Raw genomic sequence first — 18,424 nt, 5'->3', positions numbered from 1 at the left:
CAGCCCGCCTTCCGCGCGGACATCGGCAAGGTCTTCGCCGGCGCGGACACCGACCTGCTGATCGCCACCGCCTCGGTGGTCGCCGTCCTGCTGCTGATCACCTACCGCAGCCCGATCCTGTGGCTCGTCCCGCTGCTCGTCGTCGGCGCCGGGGACCGCACGGCCGGCATCCTCATCGGCGTCCTCGCCCCGCACGCCGGCGTCCAGGTCGACGCGTCCACCGCCGGAATCCTGTCCGTCCTGGTGTTCGGCGCCGGCACCGACTACGCCCTGCTGCTCGTCTCCCGCTACCGCGACGAACTCCACCTCACCGACGACCGGTTCACCGCGATGGCCCGCGCCTGGCGCGGCACCGCCCCGGCGGTCCTGGCCAGCGGGACCACCGTCGTCCTCAGCCTGCTCACCCTGCTGGCCGCCGAACTCACCGGCAACCGCGGCCTCGGCTTCGCCGGCGCCGTCGGCATCCTCACCGCGATGCTCTTCGGCCTGATCGTCCTGCCCGCCGCCCTCGTCCTGCCCGGACGCCGCCTCTTCTGGCCCCTCGTCCCCCAGGTCGGTGCCCCGGTCACCGCCGACCGCCGCGGCCTCTGGGCGCGCATGGGTGCTTCCGTCGCCCGACGTCCGGCCCGAGTCGCCCTCGCCGGCACTGCGGTCCTGCTGCTCCTCGCTTCCGGAGCGCTCGGCATCACCACCGGCCTGGCCCGAGCCGACTCCTTCCGCGAGGCCCCCGAATCCGTCCTCGGGCAACGCACCCTGGCAGCCGTCCAGCCCGCCGGCGCCGCCGAGCCCCTGACCCTCCTGTCCGCCACCGCAGCGGCCGACCGGACCACCGCCGCGGCCCGGCAGGTGCCCGGTGTGTCCTCCGTGACCCCGACCGACCGGACCGGGAGCTGGGCACGCGCCGACATCGTCCTCGACGCCGCCCCGGGCACCGCGGCCTCCGACCACACCATCAGGCGGCTACGCCACGCCGTCGCCGACGTGCCCGGTGCCCAAGCCCTGGTCGGCGGCCCCACCGCCGAGGCCTACGACACCGCACAGGCCAACGCCCACGACACCCGCATCGTCGTCCCCCTCGTCCTCGCGATCGTCCTGATCGTGCTCATCGCCCTCCTCCGCGCGCTGGTCGCCCCGCTGCTGCTGGTCACCACCGTCATCGCCTCCTACTTCGCCGCCCTCGGCGCGAGCTGGACCATCTTCCGCACCGTCTACGACTTCCCGGCCCTGGACACCAACGTCCCCCTGCTGTCCTTCCTCTTCCTCGTCGCCCTCGGCGTCGACTACAACATCTTCCTCATCGCCCGCACCCGCGAGGACACCGTCGCCGGCCACGACACCCGACGCGCCGTCCTGCGAGCCCTCGCCTCCACCGGCGGCGTCATCACCAGCGCCGGCATCCTGCTCGCCGCCGTGTTCGCCGTCCTCGGCGTCCTGCCCCTGATCACCCTCACCCAGATCGGCGTCATCGTCGGCATCGGCGTCCTCCTCGACACCCTCCTGGTGCGCACCGTCCTCGTCCCGGCCCTGGTCCTGCTCACGGGACGCCGCTTCTGGTGGCCCGGCCGCCCCGGATCCTCAGGCTCGCAGGTCCGCCGGAACCCCTCGTGAACCCCGTCCTGGGGCGCGTTCCGACTCGATGCGCCCCAGGACGGCCCTGCAGTGCGCACCGTCCGGGATGCACGCCGACGTGCAGGAGCCCTTCCTCACCAACGGCGACACACCCGGGCGCCCCACCGCACCACCGATCGCTCCGCCGAAGGTCACGCCGCCGCCAGCACCGCCGGCAACCGGAGCGCCACCGCGTCCGCGAGGCGCTCGAACTCGGCCCGCAGGAACGGCGCCGCGAGGCGCGCCAGGCCGTTGAACCGCAGCTGCGCGCGGTATACCACCAGCGCGTGGCTGCCCGACGCCCGCACCGAGATGTCGTCCGTGGCTGTGACGGTCCGGTTCCGCCCCACGAACAGCAGCCGATCGGGACCGAAGCGCTCCAGGCGGTACTCGAGTTCGGTGCGCCGTCCCCTGAACCGCGAGGTGTTGCGCCAGCGCGACCCTTCCGCCACCGGACCGTGACCGAGGCGTACACAGCTCTCGGTGCCCGGGTCCCACTGCGGCGTGTTGCCGAAGTCTGCCAGGTACCGCAGGACCTCCCCGGCCGGCCGCTCGACGAGCATGGTGCGCTCCACGGTGATCATCGGCTCTCCCTCGACGAGGCCCGCCGCACCGGCCGGCCTTCCCCCCTTCTTCGTCGCGGACGCGTTCTCGGATGGCCCTCCGGAGAACGGTTCCGGGGCTCGCAGCCGATCGCCACTCGTTCTGCCCGTCCGAGCTGCCCACGCCGTGTGTTCAGAGACTGCCGGGCATCTGCGTCAGGAGAGCGGCCGCCGCCCAGTCGGGGCCGCGGGGTCGGATGCGCTTGCTGAGTCCGGCCGCTCCGTTCGCCGCTCCGGCGAGGAGGTCCGCGACTGCGGAGCCGGCGGATTCCGGGGAGAGGGTGTTGGGGTCGAGACAGCGGCCGACGTCGGCGCGCTCGGCGTCGTGGGCGATGGCGAACTGGTCGCTGGAGAAGGGCAGGACAAGTGCGGGGACACCGGCGTACAGCGATTCGGTGAAGGAGTTGTTTCCTCCGTGGTGGACCATGGCGGCCGCGTGTGGGAGCAGTTCCTGCTGCGGGATGACCTGGGCCACGTGAAGCCGCTCGGGGGCGGCCTCGCGCAGCAACGGGTGATTCGTGACGTCGGAGACGCGGTTGCCGGCGGCCACGATCACGGAGGCGGGCGTGTGGCGGAGGATCCCGGAGGTGACGTTCGCCAGGACGTCGTGGCGGGCCGACAGGAAGGTGCCCAGCGCCACCAGCACCACGGAGCGCCGGCCTGCTGTCAGGCGTGCGAGCACGGCCTGCCAGGTCATGTCCACTGCTGCGGTGCCGCTGTGGGGCAGCAGGTGACCTGCGTACAGGGCCTTGGGCCCGCTCGGGGCCGGGGGGAGCCAGGGCAGACAGGGGTAGTTGAAGACGACCGCGTGCGGTGAGCACAGGGCGAAGGCCCGGCCGGGTTCGGGCCTGCCGGGAGCGTGGCGGCGGGCGATCGCCCTGAACGCCGCGGTGAAAGCGGCGTCGTTGGCGGCAACCGCGGCGCGCAGCCGGTCGAGATCCGCTGGGGCGGGCTGGAGGGTGTCGGGCCACGCGTAGGGCAGGCCGAAGTAGGCGTCCGGGGCGGCCGGGAGGTAGCTGGGGTGGCCGGGGCAGAAGGTGGCGTAGGGCAGGCCGAGGCAGTGCAGGGCGAGGGTCGCGGAGTAGGAGAGCTGGTCGACGAGGTACCAGTCAGGGCGCAGCTGTGCGTCGAGGGCCGCGAGGTCGCGCAGGACGCGTTCGGGTTCGGCGAGCATGTCGTCGCCGCGGTGGCGTGCCTGGGTGAGGAGGGTCGCCGTCGGCCCGAGGAACGTCGCGTTCAGGAATTCACGCAGGCGCCGGGTCTCGGCGTGGTCCTGGTGGGTGGTTTCGGCGATGCCGTGGTTGGCGTTGCGGGTGACGGCGAGTTCGGTGAACCCGAGGCCGCTTCGGGTCGCGAGGTCCTCGAAGGCACGGGTGCAGGCGAAGTCGACGCGTGCGCCGTGGTTGGCCAGTGCGGCGCCGAGCACGGCAAGGGGCCTGGCGTGGGAGTGGAAGGGCGGGCTGATCACGGCGACGCGGGCCATGCTGTCCTCCGTCAGGGCTTCGGATCGCGTGCGGGTTCCGATCGTGCCAGGCCTCCAGGGTAGCCACGGCCGGACGTCGGTTGCCGCTACCGGGCCCGCGCGGTGCAGGGGCCCGGATCCGTGCGCGAGCGCCGGGTCCAATCCGTTTCGGCACTCGTCTCCGAAGGGGCAGGTGACCGTTCGGTGGCACGGGAGGAAGACCGATGACACACCACGTCACGCTGGTTCCGGCCGCAGCAGGGTCGCCGACCGGTGCCGCTGGCGCCGGGGCCCTCGGCGCGTGGCGCAGATTCCACTGGGCCCAGGACGTGCGAGCCCGCACCGGTGGTGACCTGCTCGGACGGCTGGCACGGGCCGAGTACGGCGGCGCCTGCGCCCACCCCGACTCGCTCCTGCCGCGCACCGACCGCCGCGCCGCGCGTCTGCGGCAGCTCGCCCGGAGCGAACGCGCGATGCCGGCCTGGGTGCTGGCCGCTGCGGGCTCATCCCCGGACCTGGAACCGCGGGAACGAATCGCTCTGGGCGAGGCGTGGGAACACAGCTGCGGGCCCGACGGTGGGCTGAACGCGACTGCCGAGATCCGCCGACGGCTGCTCTCGGCACCCGGCCCCGCCGAAGCAGCCTTCCTGCTCGATGTGGCGGACGCCAACGCCCTCAGGCCCCTCTCCGCCCGAGAGGCCGTCGAACTGCGTCCGATGGGGCGGACCCTGAGGCACGCGCTCTGGCGCTACCTGTCGGGCGTGGCCGGTGGCGGCCTCGGGCTGCCGCCGCATCCCGCTGAGGCACGGGATGCCTACGAGCAGTTGCTCCTTGCCGGGTGCTGGGAACGGGTCCTGCCCGGGGCGTCGGCGGGGCAGCGGTTCAGGACGGCCTTCGGCCCGCTGACCGAGCCGTTCACCGCCTCCCCGGTGGTCGCGCAGTCGATGCTTCTGGGCCGCCTGGAGGAACCCGGAGCCGGGCTCAGCGGAGGCATGAGCGTGCTCCTGACCGCACTGGCCGAAGCCCTGTCGGCCCATGCCCGCACTGCACGCGTCCTCACTCTGACCGCCGCCCAGCCCGACGACACCCGACGCGCCGAACTGGTGGGCCGATTCAGCAAGGCGCACCTGCTGGTACGCCTGCCCGTGGACTCGGCAGAGGTACTGGACCCCCAGAACGCCGCTACCCATCAGCCCGCTCTGGCCTGGTGGGCGCGGCGCGCCTTCGAACTCCCCGGAGCACGACCGGACATCACGCATGTCAGGTTCGCCGACGACGCCTCACTGGCCGTCGCCCAGGCCACCCGCCGCTTCGGCGCGAAGCTCGCGTTCACGGTCACCCCCGATCCTCACCGCACGATGGACGAACGGCATGCCGGTCTGCCCCCGGAGCAGACCACCGGCGCGAGCCACGCGCTGCGCCTGGACATGCACCGCATCTTCGTCGCCGACCGCCTCGTGGACCGCGCGGACCTGCTGGTCGCCATGCCCGGGCGGCACGGGACGCAGGAACTCCTCGAACACTTCCCGCAGTTGGAGAAGCGGTCGGTCCATCTCCAGCCCGAGGGCATCGCCCCCTTCCGACCCGCTCCTGACGACGCCGCGACCGGCCGCAGGATGCTGGCGCGACTGTTCGGCTGCGGTGGCAGCGTCGAAAGCCTGGACGCCACCGACCGCCACCTGCCGGTGCTGCTGTGTGTGGGACGCCTTCACCCCGTCAAGCAGCAGGAACAGCTGGTCCAGGCCTGGCTGCTCGCAGGCCTGCACCACCGCACGACCCTGCTGCTGGTCGGCGGGTCACCCACGGCCCCGACCGACATCGAAGCGGCGGTGCGCCCCAGGGTCACCGAACTCCTGGCCACGAACCCGGTCGCCCGCAGGCGAGCAGCCCTGTGGCCCGCTCTGCGCAACCGGCACGTCCGCCTCCTGGAGAGGGCGCTGGCACAGACCGGACCGGGTTCCGCGCTCTACGTGTGCCCCAGCGCCAAGGAGGAGTTCGGGCTCGCTGTGCTGGAAGCCATGGAAGCCGGCCTCCCGGTGGCCGCTCCCCAGCGCGGCGGCGCCTCCCACTACCTGCGCGACGGCGTCAACGGACGCCTCCTGGCCACCGAATCCGTGGCGACGCTCGCCGAGGGCCTGCGCTCGCTCGTCCTCACTCCTGCACCCGGGCTCGCCGCGATGGCGGCAGCCGGGTCGGCCACGGTGCGCGAGAGGTTCGGCATCGACGCCATGGCGGCATCCCTGGCGGACGCCTACCTCACCACGTGCCGCCCGGCTTCCTCGCGGCGGGCCCGGACCGTCGGGAGCCGGGGAGACGACACCTGAGACGGCGCGCGGGGAGGGCCGGCACGGGTCGTGCCGGTCGGCGCAGGTCCGGCCGGTCGGGCCCGCCCGCTGGACCCGACCGGGGCAAGAGGACGAGGAAGCGGCGCGGTGGCAGTACCGTCCTGATCCGGGCCGTTCCCCGCGGAGTCGGGGAACGGCCCGGACGATCGCCGAACGTTCAGTGCGGGCACGGCGTGCTCACGCCGGACGCCCCGGCAGGGCGGGTCGCCCCGGCCCGTCGGACAGTCCCTCGGAGCCGTTGCGACCGGCCGATCGGGGGTGGCGGTGGCGCCAGTAGGGGTTGTCGAGCGGCAGCTTTGCGCTCACCCGCCCGTACATGCCGAAGGTGGCGATCACCAGCCCCATCACGAAGCTGAACAGCACGTTCTGGATCCGGAAGGCCAGGACGTTGGCCGACGAGTCCAGCACCGCCAGGTTCACGAAACCACTGAGGACGAACAGCGTGCCCACGGTGATGTTGATCGTGGAAGCGGTGTTTCCGCCGATCGCCGCTCCGCCGACGAGGACGGCGGCCGTGACCACCGAGACGAGGCTGAGCAGCCCGTTGCTGGACAGACCGGCGATCGTCTCCCCCGAGGTGCTGAAGAAGGACAGCCCGTCGGCAAAGCCGAGACACCCGAACACCAACAGGGCCGCGCCGCAGAGACCGGCCCCGACCCGGTAGACCTGGGACAGCCGGTGGTCGACCGGCAGTTCATCGTGCAACTTCATCGTCCGCTCCGTCGCTCTTGGATCCGGCGGGCTCGCACAACGCGGCCTCTTCCGCAGAATCGGCCGGAGCAGTCGCCCGGACGAGTTGCAGCGGTGCCGCATCGGTTGGGTCCCGGACTTCCGTGAACGGTGGCCAGTCGGGGTGGGTGAGGTGGTGACGCAGGGCGTCGAGGCGGGCGAGGTGGTGGTCGAGGGCGGCGTTGACGGTGCTCGTGGTGGTGGCCACGCGTGCTTCGAGGTCGTGGATCCGGTCCAGGAGGTCCTGCCAGCGCCTTTCGGCGGCGGCGACAGGGGCAGGCGCGGCGTCGGTCGCTGTCATCGCGGAGCTGGGTGGTGTGGTGGGTGAGGGCGTCGAGGCGAGTGGCGAGGTCACGGTGGTCGGCGCCGAGGTGGGGGCGGACGGCGGCGAGGGGCTCTATCAGGTCGGTGGCGCCGAGGGCGGCGGTCAGGGCGGCCTGGGCGGGACGGGCACGGGGAGCGAGTGCGGCCATGGTGATCCGGGCGGCGAGGATCCGCAGCTCGGCGGCGTGGTCGCGGGCCCGGACGGTGACCGATCGGTCGGCGGCCCGCCGGTCGCGGACGGCCTTGACCCGTTTCGCGCCGGTACCGGACCGCGAAGCGTCGGCGGTGGCGGGCTTGAGGCGCAGGTAGCGGTTCTCAGCGGCCTGTCGGCTGGCCACGCCCATCGGGTGGGCGAGGTCGGCCCAGGTGGCGCCGGCCTCCCGGGTGCTCTCCACCAACCCGCCCTACGTCCCCGCGGCTGCGGCCCACGCGCCCCGGCACGGCATCGCGCGGGCCTGGGACGCCGGGCCCACCGGGCGGCTCCTGCTGGAGCGCATCTGCCGCCAGGCACCACCGCTGCTCGCCCCGGGCGGCGTGCTGCTGATCGTGCAGTCCTCGCTGGCGGACCCGGCCGCCACCGCTCCCCGACGGTCGGAGCATCCGGGCAGACCGTCCGGTCACGGCCCTGTGCACCTGCCGCCGCAGCCGCCGCTAACCGTTCTGCGACACCAGCCACCGCGACCGCGGTGCGGACCCGCGGGCGGACAGCTGACCGCGGCCCGGCCCGGCCCGGAGCACCGACCGAGCGCACCCGCCGCCCGGTTGCCCCACCGGCCGAGCGAGCGGCCCGGGTCCGCATCCAGCCACGCACCCCGGTCAGGCGCCCGGGTAGGCGGCCGCCCAGCCGTGTTCGAGCAGCGCGAAGGCCTCGTCGGCGGCTCGGCGCGGGTCGGCGTGCCGCAGGACGAGGCTGCGGGCCTCCAGGGCGAAGCGGGCCAGGGCGGCGCAGCTGACGTCGTCCTCGGGCGCGCCCACCGCCTCGGCGACGGCCCTGGCCAGGGCCGCTTCGTGGCGCGTCCACATGCGCTGGGCGTAGTCGCACAGCGCGGGGGTCTCCTGCACCAGGCGCGTGAAGTCGGCGAACCGCGGGTCGGTGGCGTGGACGGCGAGCTGGGTCTGCTTCCGCAGCATGTGCTCGCGGAGGGCCCGGGGGATCGACATGCCGGGGGCGCGGTCGCGCACGGCGGCGACGAGTTCTGCCTCCAGTTCGTCGTCCTGGTCGAAGACCAGGGCTTCCTTGCCGGAGAAGTGTTTGAACAGGGTGGTCACCGAGACGTCGGCGTGGTCGGCGACGTCCTTGACGCCGACCTGGTCGTAGCCGCGTTCGAGGAAGAGTTCGAGTGCGGCGTCGGCCAGGGACTGGCGGGTCTGGGCCTTCTTGCGCTCGCGGCGCCCGGTCGGTTCGGTCACCCGCCCACCGTACCTCGAAGTGCATTCGCTGCAAAAGTGTAGTCATTGCACTTATTGAGCGAGTGTGGTTTCTTGGTGATGCGCCGGGCCACCCGGCGACCGACCCACCTCCCGAGGGGCACTTCCATGCACTCTGCCCGTGATCCCCGCATCGCCATCGTCGGCGCCGGCCTCGGCGGCCTCACCTGCGCCCGAGTCCTCCAGCAGCACGGCCGCTCCGTCACCGTCCTCGAACGCGAGGCATCCGCCGCTTCCCGCCCGCAGGGCGGCTCCCTCGACATGCATCCCGGCACCGGGCAGGCCGCGCTCGGTGCGGCGGGGCTCCTCGACCGGTTCCACGCCCTCGCCCGCCCCGAAGGAGACGAGTGGCGCGTGCTCGACTTCGCCACCGCCGCCCTCCTGGCACAGCAGGGGCCCTCCGCCGACGGCGGCCGACCGGAGATCGACCGAGGCCAGCTGCGCGGTCTGCTCCTGGACTCGCTCACCGAGGGCACGGTGCGGTGGGACCGTGCCGTCACCGGCGTCACCCCGCTGGCGGACGGCACCTGCCGGCTGCACTACGGCGACGGCACCGCCGAGGACTTCGACCTGGTGGTCGGTGCCGACGGCGCCTGGTCCCGGGTGCGCCCGGCCCTGTCACCCGCCGTACCCGCCTACACCGGCGTCACCTTCGTCGAGGCCGGATTCGACGACTGCGACACCCGCCATCCCGACCTCGCGCAGCTGGTCGGCAACGGGTCGATGCTGGCGAAGGGCGCCGGCAGGTCCCTGGTCGCCCAGCGCAACAGCAACGGCCACATCCGCGCCTACATCGCGCTCCGCGCGCCCGAGGACTGGCACGAGGCCGCCGGTGTCGACCTCGGCGACCAACGGGCCGTGCAGGAACATCTGTTGAGGCTGTTCGACGACTGGGACGAGAGCCTGCGCTACCTCCTGCGCAACGGCGACCGCGGGTTCGTCCACCGGTCCCTGTTCGTCCTGCCCGCCGCGCACACCTGGGAGCACGTCCCCGGCGTCACACTGCTCGGCGACGCCGCGCACCTGATGCCACCCGTCGGGCTGGGCGCCAACCTCGCCATGCTCGACGGCGCCGACCTCGCCCACGCCCTCGTGGCCGAGTCCGGCGTCGACGACGCCGTCCGCGCCTACGAGAACGTCATGCTGCCGCGCTCGATCGAGGCCGCGACGGGCAGCGCGCAGGGGCTCGACCACCTCGTCCCCGCGACGGCCTCCTGAAGCACCGTACGGTGGGGCGGCCGGGCGGCGCCGACTACGACGACGCCCCGCCCGTGGCCAGCGCGGTTCGCGCCAGACCGCGCAGCCAGGCGTGGGCCTGGTCGGTGTCGTAGCGCTGATGCCACGACAAGTACACCGTCGCCGAGGGCAGTTCGAGCGGGAGGGGGAGCACGACCAGGCCGAGGTCGGCGACCGCGGACCGGGTGGTGGCCTCGGGAACGGTGATCACGAGATCGGAGCCGCGCGCGAACCCCACCGCGGCCGCCTCCGTGGGCGCGGTCGCCACCACGCGGCGGGTGAGGCCGAGCCCGGCGAGGGCGTCGTCGAGGGCGTTGCCGAGGTTTCCGCGTCGCGAGACGGTGACGTGCTCGGCGGCGGCGTACCGCTCCGCGGTGACGGTCCCGCCACGGGTGAGGGGGTGCCCCCGCCTCACCACGACGACGAGACGGGACTCGCCCACGTTCTCGGCGCGGACGTCCGGTGCGCTCGGCCGGTTGGCGTTCGCCTCCAGGTCGACCTCGCCGCGCCGCAACTCCGGGGTGTCGACGCTCGATTCCGCGACGAAGCGCAAGCGCACGCCCGGCGCCTCTTCGCGCACGGCCGCGAGCAGTGCGGGGCCGCTCAGGGCGACCAGGGAGTCGTGCCAGCGGAGCGTGAAGGTGCGCTCCAGCGTTGCCAGATCGAGTTCACGGCTCGGTGCCAGCACGCCCTGAACCTGGTGCAGCAGCTCGTGCACCTGAGCCCGCACCGCGATCGCGTACGGCGTCGGGGTCATCGTGCGGCCGGTGCGCACCAGGATCTGGTCCCCGGTCGTGCGCCGGATCCGGCCCAGACTCCGACTCATCGCGGGGGCGGTGACATGCAGGCGCGCCGCCGCCCCGGCCACACTGCCCTCCTCCAGCAGCGCGTCGAGCGCGGCGAGCAGGTTCAGATCCAATTGCATGCGAGTCACTCTAGACGTGCTTGACATGCATTTGAAGTCAATCACCGGGCTGTCTACCGTTGAGGCGAAAGCGCAGGAAGCAAAGCGCAGTTCGGCCCTCGACCGGCCCTCGACCGGTTGTCGAGCGGCTCTCGACCGGCCTCGACACCCCCCCTCAGACAGGAGTACCACCATGCCCGAAACGCCTCGGACCACCGACGTCGCCTCCTCGGACGCCGACCTGCTCGCCCGCACCGCGAACGCCGTACGCGAGGCGGGTTCGGCGCTGCGCGAGCGCTTCGGCGAGGTGGTCCACCACCGGACCCGCGAAGAGCTGATGCACGCGCTCGCCGCCAACGACGACACGGCCCTCGCCATCCTGCGCCCCCGGCTCACGCACCTGCGCCCGGACGCCGGCTGGGTGGAGGACGAGCTGGACGGCGGGGCCCTGCCGCCCGGCGAGTGGTGGGTCGTGGATCCGGCCGAAGGCAACGTCAACCACCTGCACGCCCTGCCGGAGTGGGCGGTGACCGCCACCCTCGTCCGCGACAACCGGCCGGTGCTCACCGTGGTCCACCTGCCGCTGACCGGCGAGACCTACACCGCGCTCACCGGCGCGGGAGCCCACCTCGACGGACGGCCGCTCCACGTCTCCCCCACCGCGGACCTCGGCCTGGGCATCGTGGCCACCAGCCAGGCCCGGCCGGACGAGGACGAGACGGTCGTACGACGCGTCGGCTCCTCGATCACCGCGATGCTCTTCGACGCGCTCGTCGTCCGCACCGCCGTGCCCGCGACCCTGCACCTGGCGAACGTGGCCGCCGGCCGCATCGACGCCTTCTGGCAGTTCGCCGGCGCCCGCGCAGACCTGCTGCCCGGGGCACTGCTCGTCACCGAGGCCGGTGGACGGATCTCCGACGCCGAGGGCCGCCCCTGGACCCCGCAGAGCGGGAGCTTCCTGGCCGCCGCGCCCGGCATCCACGCCGAGGCCGTCGCCACGCTCTCCCGCTGACCCGCACCACTACCGCACACACGGAAGGACCACATCATCATGACCACGATCGCCGTTCTCGGAACCGGCCGCGTCGGCGGCAACCTCGCCGCCGCCCTCACCCGGGCCGGGCACCAGGTGGCCGTAGCAGACCGCACGCCGGGCGCCGCCGCCGAAGCCGCCCGGACAGCCGGGATCGTCATCAACGCCACCCCGGGCGCCGGCTCGCTGGACCGGCTCATCGCCCTGCGCGAGGAACTGCGCGGCACGATCCTCGTCGACGTCTCCAACGCCACCACCGACGGGCCGGACGGACTGCCCGCCGACCTGCTCTACCCCGGATCGAGCCTCGCCGAGCAACTCCAGGAAGCACTCCCCGAAACGCGCGTCGTCAAGACCCTCAACACCATGCTCTTCCCGGTGATGACCGCGCCGGCCACACTCACCCGGCCCCCGACCGCGTTCCTCTCCGGCGAGGACCCGCAGGCCAAGCAGACCGTCGGCGACCTGCTCACCGACCTCGGCTGGCGGAAGGAATGGATCACCGACCTCGGCGGAATCCGGACCGCCCGCGCCACCGAGGCCGCGATCCTCTTCGTCCCGCACGTCATCCGCTCCAGCGGATTCACACCCTTCGCGATCTCGATCGCCCGCTGACGTCGCTTCTCCGGTCACCCGCGCGATATCCCGTTTCGAAGTATCGCCATACTGACGCCATGCACAACACCTCCCACCCAGTGGTCCGACAGGCGCCGTTTCCGTTCCCCGACGGGCGGTTTCCGCCCGATCTCGGCGCCGTGGTCCAACGGACCGTCGGGGAAGGACGCCTGCCGGCGCTCGTGGTCGTCCACGACAGCGACGGCGACTGGCTGATCGGGGACGGTGTCAACGATCCGAACCTCCCGGACGCCAGCGGGCTGTACTGCCTCGCCTGCCTGGTGGAGGGGGATGCCTCCATCTCCGAGACCGCGACCCTGCCGCCCGGCTTCGCGGCCTACCGGAACGGGCCCGGCCTGCCCTGGACGATCGAACCGTTCCGCTACGGGGACGGCGAAGGCTGAACGTCGGGCTCACAGCTGGAACTCAGCCGTGGAACCGCAGAGGTTCTGGATGTCAGGGGCATCCGGTTGGATGAGCACGTGACTGTCCATGACGTAGCTCGCCAACTCCCCTCCATCGCTGACCTGCGGAACCTGTGCCGCTCACTGGCGATGCTCGACGCGATCTTGAGCCCGGACTGGGAGGGCCGGTACCACTCCTTCAACGCCGGCTGGGCCGACGGCGAGGAGATGTCGTCGATGCGCAACGGGTCGGGCGACGAGTACTCCATCGTGTTCTCGGCGGCCGGGGCCTATATCCGCGGTTTCGACCACGAAGCGCCGATGAGCCCCTACCGCAACGATGGTGAGCCCTGGCCGGGAGTGGTCGACGAGGTCCCGGAGGTCTTCAAGCCGTTCGTCGAGGAGCCGGCGTTCACCGACGAGGACGACGTCCCCGTCGTGACGGCCTGCCTGTGGCGGGAGGCAACGGATGACCGGTGGCGGCACGGCGTGATCGACTTTCCCTCCGGGTGTTCCGACCCCGACGGGGCAGCGGGTCTGTTCGAGCTCCTGGTCGACCGTTCGCCGGAGGCGTTCCAACGCTTCGCCGAGGACTACTACGAGGTTCCCGTGGACCTGGACGCGGTGCGCGACGTGTATGCCCTGCGACCGCTGAGCCAGAAGCTCGTGTCATCGCTGAACGGGGAGGTCACCCTCGCGGACCTGGCCGAGGACATCGCCGAGATCGGCTACCCGCGGCCGGGCCGGGACGGGATCTGAGTTTCCATCGTCGGAGACGCGTCACCGTCGGCCGCGCCAGCGGGAGCGCCCTCCGCCCGAGGCCCTGACGGAGGGGCCCGGTCGCCCGCGGGGCGGGCGACCGGGTGGTGGCACGGCGGGAGTTGGCGAGGGGTCGGCCGTGCGGGCCCGGCTCAGGGGAAGAGGAGGACCTGGTACGTGCCGTCGCTGCGGGTGACGGTGGACGTGACCCGCCAGCCGGCCGGGACGGAGTAGCCGATGATCCGGCCGCCCGGCTCCAGGATCACCACGTAGGCCATGGCCGTCGTGCCGTGCGGGGCGCCGCCGAGGTAGCTCACCACCGCGGTCTGTCCGTCGAGCAGGCCGCCGACGAGCACCCAGCCGGCCGGCAGGCCCTGGTTGGCGAGCAGGGCGACCCTGGCTCCGAAGGGGGCCCCGCCGAGGTACTCGATGAGCTTGTCGTGGTTCGCGGCGTTCTGGCTGATCACTGCCCAGCCGGCCGGGACGGGGTTGTACAGCGGGATCCGCGTCTGGGTCCCGAAGGCCGGGGTGGCGGCGGGGGCGGGGTGCGCGGCGGCCGGGGCGGGGTGCGCGAGCGGGGCGGCGCCGGCGGTACCGGCGCACCCGAGGAGCAGGGCGAGGACGGTGGCGCAGACGGCCAGGGCGGAGGTTCTTCGACGCATGGCGGTTCCTCTTCCGTGAGGACGGACGGGGTGGCACGTGCCAGGCTTCACGCTCCGCCCCGCCGGCACCGGGCGTCAACGCCGTCCGGCGCTTTGCCGGGGGCGCAGTGGCGCACCGGCGGCGGTCGGCGGTTGCGGACTCTGCGCCCGCACCCGACCGGTGGGTCGTCGCATCGTCGGCGCTGATCTGTGGCGGGGGCGGGGCGGGGGCAGGGGCCTCGCCGCCGTCCACCGGGGGCAGACGCCCTCCGGCCTCGGGCTATAGTGCGCCGGTGCGAGTACTGGTGGTCGAGGACGACGAGGACCTGCGCTTCGCCGTGGCCGCGGCGCTGCGCGGCGGCGGGCTGGCCGTCGACGAGGCGGCGGACCTGCCGGCCGCGGACGAGGCCCTGTTCGTCACGGACTACGACTGCGCGGTGTTCGACCGGATGCTGCCCGCCGGGGACGCCGTCGACTACGTCCGGCGGCTGCGGCGCGACGGGCGCACCGTCCCCGTGCTCTTCCTGACCGCCCGCGACACCGTCGCCGACCGGGTGGACGGCTTCGCCGGGGGCGGCGACGACTATCTGGTGAAACCTTTCGCCATCGCCGAGCTGGTGGCCCGGGTGCACAGTCTCTGCCGCCGCAGCGGGACGGTCCGCCCGCCCGTCCAGCACGCCGGCGACCTGGAGATCGACATGGCCCGCCGCCAGGTCCGCCGCGCCGGTGTCCTGCTGGTCCTGACCGGCAAGGAGTTCGCCGTCCTCGAAGTGCTGGCCGCCCGCGCGGACCAGGCCGTCTCCCGCGCCGAACTCATCGAGAAGTGCTGGGACGAGATGGCCGAGCCGAACTCCAACGTCGTCGAGGTCCTGGTCTCCCAGCTGCGCCGCAAACTGGGGGACCCGTCCCCGATCGTCACCGTCCGCGGCCTCGGGTACCGCCTGGCCACCGGCGGCGGCACCGGGTGCTGACCGCCGAGGCCCGGATCCGCCGCCTCCGGCTCCGGTTGACCGCCCTGTTCACCCTGACCAGCGCCGTCGGCCTGGTCGGACTGACCGCCTTCGCCGTCCACAGCGACACCACCGCGCGCAGCCGCCAGCTCGACACCGAACTGCGGATGCTCGGCAGCACGGCCGTCACCCAGCTCGGCTACGACGAACAGGACCAGCTCTTCGTCCACGACCTGCTGGACACCACGGACACCAACTGCCCCCAACTGACGGTCCTGGAACGGACCTCGGGCCGCTACACGGTGGTGCACGCCCCGCGGACCCCCTGCATACGCGCCACCGACGCCGACATCCACGACCTCGCCGTCCGCGCGGCCACGACGAACGCCACGGTCGAGGAGGAACGCCGGGCCCAGGACGGCCGACCGGTCCGGCTGCTCGTCCGGCCCTTCCCCGGGCCGGACGGTGAAACCCCCGGCGGCGCCGTGGTGGTGGCCGCCAGCACCGCCACCGACCCGGCGCAGCACCAGCTGCGCGTCCTGCTGATCACCGGCAGCCTGGTGCTGGTGTCCCTGTCCGCGGTGGCCGGGCACCTGCTGGCCGGCCGCGCCATCCGCCCCGCGCTCGCCACGCTCCGGCTCCAGGAGCAGTTCCTCGCCGACGCCGCCCACGACCTGCGCACCCCGGCCGCCACGCTGCGCGCCCTCGCCGCCACCGCCCTGCGGGAAACCGGTCTGCGGGAAACCGCCCTGCGGGAGCCCGGCCTGCGGGAGCCCGCCCGGCCCGGCGACGCCCAGCCGCAGGACACCGTCCGCACCAGTGCGCTGCAGCGCACGGAACGCCTGGCGGCCCGGATGGGCGACCTCGTCGACGGGCTGCTCACCCGGGCCAGGCTCGTGGCGGGCATCAGCGCGCCCGTGCGCGAGCCCCTGCGGCTCGACCAGCTCGTCGAGGCGGTCGTCGACGACACCGACACCGGCGGGCACCGCGTCACCGTCCGCACCGAACCGGCCGTCGTCACCGCCGACCCGGACCTGCTGCGCCGAGCCGTCGCCAACCTGCTCGGCAACGCCCTCGCCTACGGCCACGCCCCGGGCGCGCCCGCCGACATCCACCTCCGCGTGACCGGCGACGGCGTGGTCACGGTGGACGACAGCGGTCCGGGCGTGCCGCCGGAGCTGGCCGGCTCGCTCTTCGAGCGCTTCCGCAGCGGCTCCGGCTCCTCGGGGCTCGGCCTGTCCATCACCTCCTGGGTCGCCCACGCCCACGACGGGAGCCTCACCGTCGGGACCAGCCCCACCGGGGGCGCCCGCTTCACCCTCCGCCTGGGCGCCGGCTCCCGGCCCCCGGGGCCGCTGGGTCGGCGGGATCCTCACTAAAACTTCAGGCAGCCCGGGGCAGGGTGGCGGCAACGCCGACCCCGGGAGCCACCCCATGACGTTCACCACCCCCCGCAGGCACGCCGTGCTCGTCCTCGCCCTCGCCGTCCTCGGCGGTGCCGCCCTCACCGGGTGCGGCCCCGACGGGCCGGCCGGAGCCGCTCCGAGCGGGAGCCAGGGTCCCGTGCCCCGCGCGCTCGGCACCTTCTACGGGCAGAAGCCGACCTGGAACGCCTGCGGCGACCTGGAATGCGCCACCCTGACCGTGCCGATGGACTACGCCCACCCCGAGGACGGCAGGACCTTCGTCCTCCCGCTGGCCCGGGCCCGCGCCAAGGACCCCGGCGCGCGGATCGGCTCCCTCCTCGTCAACCCGGGCGGTCCGGGCGGATCCGGGGTGGCCATGCTGGAGGGCGGCACCGTGGACTCGTTCGGCGCCCGCGTCCGCGCCCGGTTCGACATCGTGGGCTTCGACCCGCGCGGGGTCGGCGGCAGCACCCCGGCCGTCGACTGCACCGGCGACGACGCCGCCCCCGGCACCGGGGACAAGCCCGACGGTGCCGGCGGGGAGGCCACCGGCGGGCTCTACCCCCGCACCGACGAGGAGCGCAAGGCCGCACTCGCCGACGCCGACCGCACCGCCCAGGCCTGCAAGGCGCGCAGCGGTGCCATCCTGCCGCACGTCGGAACCCCGGACGCCGCCCGCGACATGGACGTCCTGCGGGCCGTACTCGGCGACGAGAAGCTCTCGTTCCTCGGCTTCTCCTACGGGACCAGCCTGGGCACCTCCTACGCCGAACTCTTCCCCCGCCGCGTGCGCGCCCTCGTCCTCGACGGTGCCATCGACCCGGCCAAGGACTGGTACCAGCGCTCGGTGGAACAGTCGGCGGCCTTCCGCAGTGCCGTGGACGACTACGCCCAGCACTGCGCCGAAGTGGCCAAGGAGGCCTGCCCCGCGGCCACCCCCGACGGGATCCGCCGACTCGTCGACGACCTGTACGAGAAGGCCGCCAAGCAGCCGCTGCCCGTCCCCGGCACGGCCGACCACGTCGACCTCCGCACCCTGCACACCGTGATCACCATGTCGATGTACACGCCCGAGGACCAATGGGCGGACCTCTCCGAGGCGTTGAAGGCCGCCCAGGGCGGCGACGGCACCAAGCTCGCGGAGCTCGCCGGCGGCGACCAGGCCGGCCCGGACGACCAGAGCGACCAGAGCGGCCAGGGCAGCCGGACCGCCGGCACCCACGGCCGGAAGGCCTCGGCCCGCGGCCCACGGCCCGCCGACGCGGAGCGCGACAACTCCGACGACGCCTTCACCGCCGTCAACTGCCTGGAGGTCTCCCACCCGCGCGACCCCCAGGCCTACTGGGAGGCCGTCGACCGGTCCTACCGGGACGCCGGGGTCTACGGTCCCTCCGGCGTGATCGACGAACTGGTGTGCCACGACTGGCCCGCCGCCCCCCGCGACCCCCACACCGTCGACGCCAAGGACGCACCGCCCGTCCTCGTCGTCGGCACCACCGGTGACCCCGCCACCCCGTACGCCGACGCCCAGGGCCTGGCCCGCCAGTTCCCGGCCGGCATGCTCCTGACCTACCGCGGCTTCGGCCACACCGCCTACGGCCGCAGCAACGCCTGCGTCGGCGACGCCGTGGACGCCTACCTCACCGAGCTGCGCCCGATACCCACCGGCACGACCTGCTGACCGACGTCCCCGCGGCCGGACTCCCGAACGGCCGGCAGGCACCGCCGCGCCACCGGCAGCGCCGATCGCGCGGAGCGCAGGCAGGCCACCGGCACACACCCGGTGATGCGACTCGAACGGACCGGTGGATCAGCGGTGGCGGTCGTGGTCGGCCGGCACTTCGGCGGGAGGACCTGCAGCACCGCCGAGGAGCAGCCGACCAGCGGGACCAGGCCCAGCGCGGTCAGGACCAGGGCGAGGGCACGGCGCCGGTGAGGCGTTCGACGGCGTGGCCGGGCGTCCGGGGTGCCGGGGCTG

At 73.6% G+C, this 18,424-nt stretch carries 17 protein-coding genes; 10 read left to right on the top strand and 7 right to left on the bottom strand.

Annotated elements, in window-relative coordinates:
* Nucleotides 1-1,608 (top strand): MMPL family transporter (locus ACFXOZ_RS32905; protein ID WP_380593628.1); only part of this gene is annotated, 1,608 nt, incomplete at its 5' end.
* 152 nt (nucleotides 1,609-1,760) lie between these two features.
* On the opposite strand, the gene ACFXOZ_RS32900 is transcribed toward ACFXOZ_RS32905, so the two are convergent.
* Together ACFXOZ_RS32900 and ACFXOZ_RS32895 are read right to left on the bottom strand one after the other, a co-directional pair.
* Nucleotides 1,761-2,192 (bottom strand): SRPBCC family protein, encoded by a 432-nt coding sequence (locus ACFXOZ_RS32900; protein ID WP_380532747.1) that lies wholly within the window; start codon nucleotides 2,190-2,192, stop codon nucleotides 1,761-1,763.
* Between the two features lie 151 nt (nucleotides 2,193-2,343).
* Nucleotides 2,344-3,693 carry a glycosyltransferase gene (locus tag ACFXOZ_RS32895; protein WP_380593627.1) on the bottom strand — a complete coding sequence of 450 codons (1,350 nt, stop codon included), beginning with the start codon at nucleotides 3,691-3,693 and terminating at the stop codon, nucleotides 2,344-2,346.
* A 203-nt stretch (nucleotides 3,694-3,896) separates the two neighbouring features.
* Here ACFXOZ_RS32895 and ACFXOZ_RS32890 point away from each other — a divergent pair, with 203 nt between their 5' ends.
* Complete coding sequence (locus tag ACFXOZ_RS32890) at nucleotides 3,897-5,996, top strand: glycosyltransferase (RefSeq protein WP_380593626.1); 2,100 nt, start codon at nucleotides 3,897-3,899, stop codon at nucleotides 5,994-5,996.
* Nucleotides 5,997-6,194: 198 nt separating this feature from the next.
* Here the strand turns inward: ACFXOZ_RS32890 and ACFXOZ_RS32885 are convergent, their stop codons facing one another.
* The 3 genes from ACFXOZ_RS32885 to ACFXOZ_RS32875 all read right to left on the bottom strand — a co-directional run bounded on the left by ACFXOZ_RS32885 (nucleotide 6,195) and on the right by ACFXOZ_RS32875 (nucleotide 8,480).
* A complete protein-coding gene (locus ACFXOZ_RS32885; RefSeq protein ID WP_380529734.1) occupies nucleotides 6,195-6,728 on the bottom strand; it encodes a DUF4383 domain-containing protein in 534 nt (177 codons plus the stop codon).
* Entirely contained in the window at nucleotides 6,712-7,047 is a 336-nt protein-coding gene (locus ACFXOZ_RS32880; protein ID WP_380593625.1) for a hypothetical protein, read from the bottom strand. The genes ACFXOZ_RS32885 and ACFXOZ_RS32880 overlap by 17 nt, the downstream gene beginning before the upstream one ends.
* An 839-nt stretch (nucleotides 7,048-7,886) precedes the next feature.
* Nucleotides 7,887-8,480: a TetR/AcrR family transcriptional regulator gene (locus tag ACFXOZ_RS32875; protein WP_380593624.1), complete on the bottom strand. Its 594-nt coding sequence runs from the start codon at nucleotides 8,478-8,480 to the stop codon at nucleotides 7,887-7,889.
* 126 nt (nucleotides 8,481-8,606) lie between these two features.
* On the opposite strand from ACFXOZ_RS32875, the gene ACFXOZ_RS32870 reads away from it, so the two are divergent.
* Nucleotides 8,607-9,716 (top strand): FAD-dependent oxidoreductase, encoded by a 1,110-nt coding sequence (locus ACFXOZ_RS32870; protein WP_380593623.1) that lies wholly within the window; start codon nucleotides 8,607-8,609, stop codon nucleotides 9,714-9,716.
* A gap of 34 nt (nucleotides 9,717-9,750) precedes the next feature.
* On the opposite strand, the gene ACFXOZ_RS32865 is transcribed toward ACFXOZ_RS32870, so the two are convergent.
* Nucleotides 9,751-10,659, bottom strand: a complete 909-nt coding sequence (locus ACFXOZ_RS32865; protein ID WP_380593622.1) for a LysR family transcriptional regulator — start codon at nucleotides 10,657-10,659, stop codon at nucleotides 9,751-9,753.
* A gap of 172 nt (nucleotides 10,660-10,831) precedes the next feature.
* Here ACFXOZ_RS32865 and ACFXOZ_RS32860 point away from each other — a divergent pair, with 172 nt between their 5' ends.
* The 4 genes from ACFXOZ_RS32860 (at nucleotide 10,832) to ACFXOZ_RS32845 (ending at nucleotide 13,449) form a co-directional block, all read left to right on the top strand.
* Nucleotides 10,832-11,650 carry an inositol monophosphatase family protein gene (locus ACFXOZ_RS32860; protein WP_380593621.1) on the top strand — a complete coding sequence of 273 codons (819 nt, stop codon included), beginning with the start codon at nucleotides 10,832-10,834 and terminating at the stop codon, nucleotides 11,648-11,650.
* 39 nt (nucleotides 11,651-11,689) lie between these two features.
* On the top strand, nucleotides 11,690-12,286 hold the full coding sequence (locus tag ACFXOZ_RS32855) for an NADPH-dependent F420 reductase (RefSeq protein ID WP_380593620.1): 597 nt from the start codon (nucleotides 11,690-11,692) through the stop codon (nucleotides 12,284-12,286).
* Between the two features lie 182 nt (nucleotides 12,287-12,468).
* A complete protein-coding gene (locus ACFXOZ_RS32850; protein WP_380593619.1) occupies nucleotides 12,469-12,690 on the top strand; it encodes a hypothetical protein in 222 nt (73 codons plus the stop codon).
* Nucleotides 12,691-12,750: 60 nt separating this feature from the next.
* Nucleotides 12,751-13,449: a hypothetical protein gene (locus ACFXOZ_RS32845; protein WP_380593629.1), complete on the top strand. Its 699-nt coding sequence runs from the start codon at nucleotides 12,751-12,753 to the stop codon at nucleotides 13,447-13,449.
* 152 nt (nucleotides 13,450-13,601) lie between these two features.
* On the opposite strand, the gene ACFXOZ_RS32840 is transcribed toward ACFXOZ_RS32845, so the two are convergent.
* Complete coding sequence (locus ACFXOZ_RS32840) at nucleotides 13,602-14,111, bottom strand: hypothetical protein (RefSeq protein ID WP_380593618.1); 510 nt, start codon at nucleotides 14,109-14,111, stop codon at nucleotides 13,602-13,604.
* A 272-nt stretch (nucleotides 14,112-14,383) separates the two neighbouring features.
* Between ACFXOZ_RS32840 and ACFXOZ_RS32835 the strand changes: the two genes are divergently transcribed.
* From ACFXOZ_RS32835 to ACFXOZ_RS32825, 3 genes are read left to right on the top strand one after another with little or no spacing between them, the layout of a single operon-like run.
* Nucleotides 14,384-15,061, top strand: coding sequence for a response regulator transcription factor (locus ACFXOZ_RS32835; protein ID WP_380593617.1), 678 nt, complete (start codon nucleotides 14,384-14,386; stop codon nucleotides 15,059-15,061).
* Nucleotides 15,055-16,419 (top strand): sensor histidine kinase, encoded by a 1,365-nt coding sequence (locus ACFXOZ_RS32830; RefSeq protein ID WP_380593616.1) that lies wholly within the window; start codon nucleotides 15,055-15,057, stop codon nucleotides 16,417-16,419. Before ACFXOZ_RS32835 ends, ACFXOZ_RS32830 begins: the two co-directional genes overlap by 7 nt.
* Nucleotides 16,420-16,474: 55 nt before the next feature.
* On the top strand, nucleotides 16,475-18,127 hold the full coding sequence (locus ACFXOZ_RS32825) for an alpha/beta hydrolase (RefSeq protein ID WP_380593615.1): 1,653 nt from the start codon (nucleotides 16,475-16,477) through the stop codon (nucleotides 18,125-18,127).
* The last annotated feature ends 297 nt before the right edge of the window (nucleotides 18,128-18,424 follow it).

The sequence above is a fragment of the Kitasatospora sp. NPDC059160 genome, assembly GCF_042755465.1.
Classification (GTDB): Bacteria; Actinomycetota; Actinomycetes; order Streptomycetales; family Streptomycetaceae; genus Kitasatospora.
Note: the sequence above shows the minus strand (reverse complement) of the source record. Positions and strands in the feature narration are given on the sequence as shown.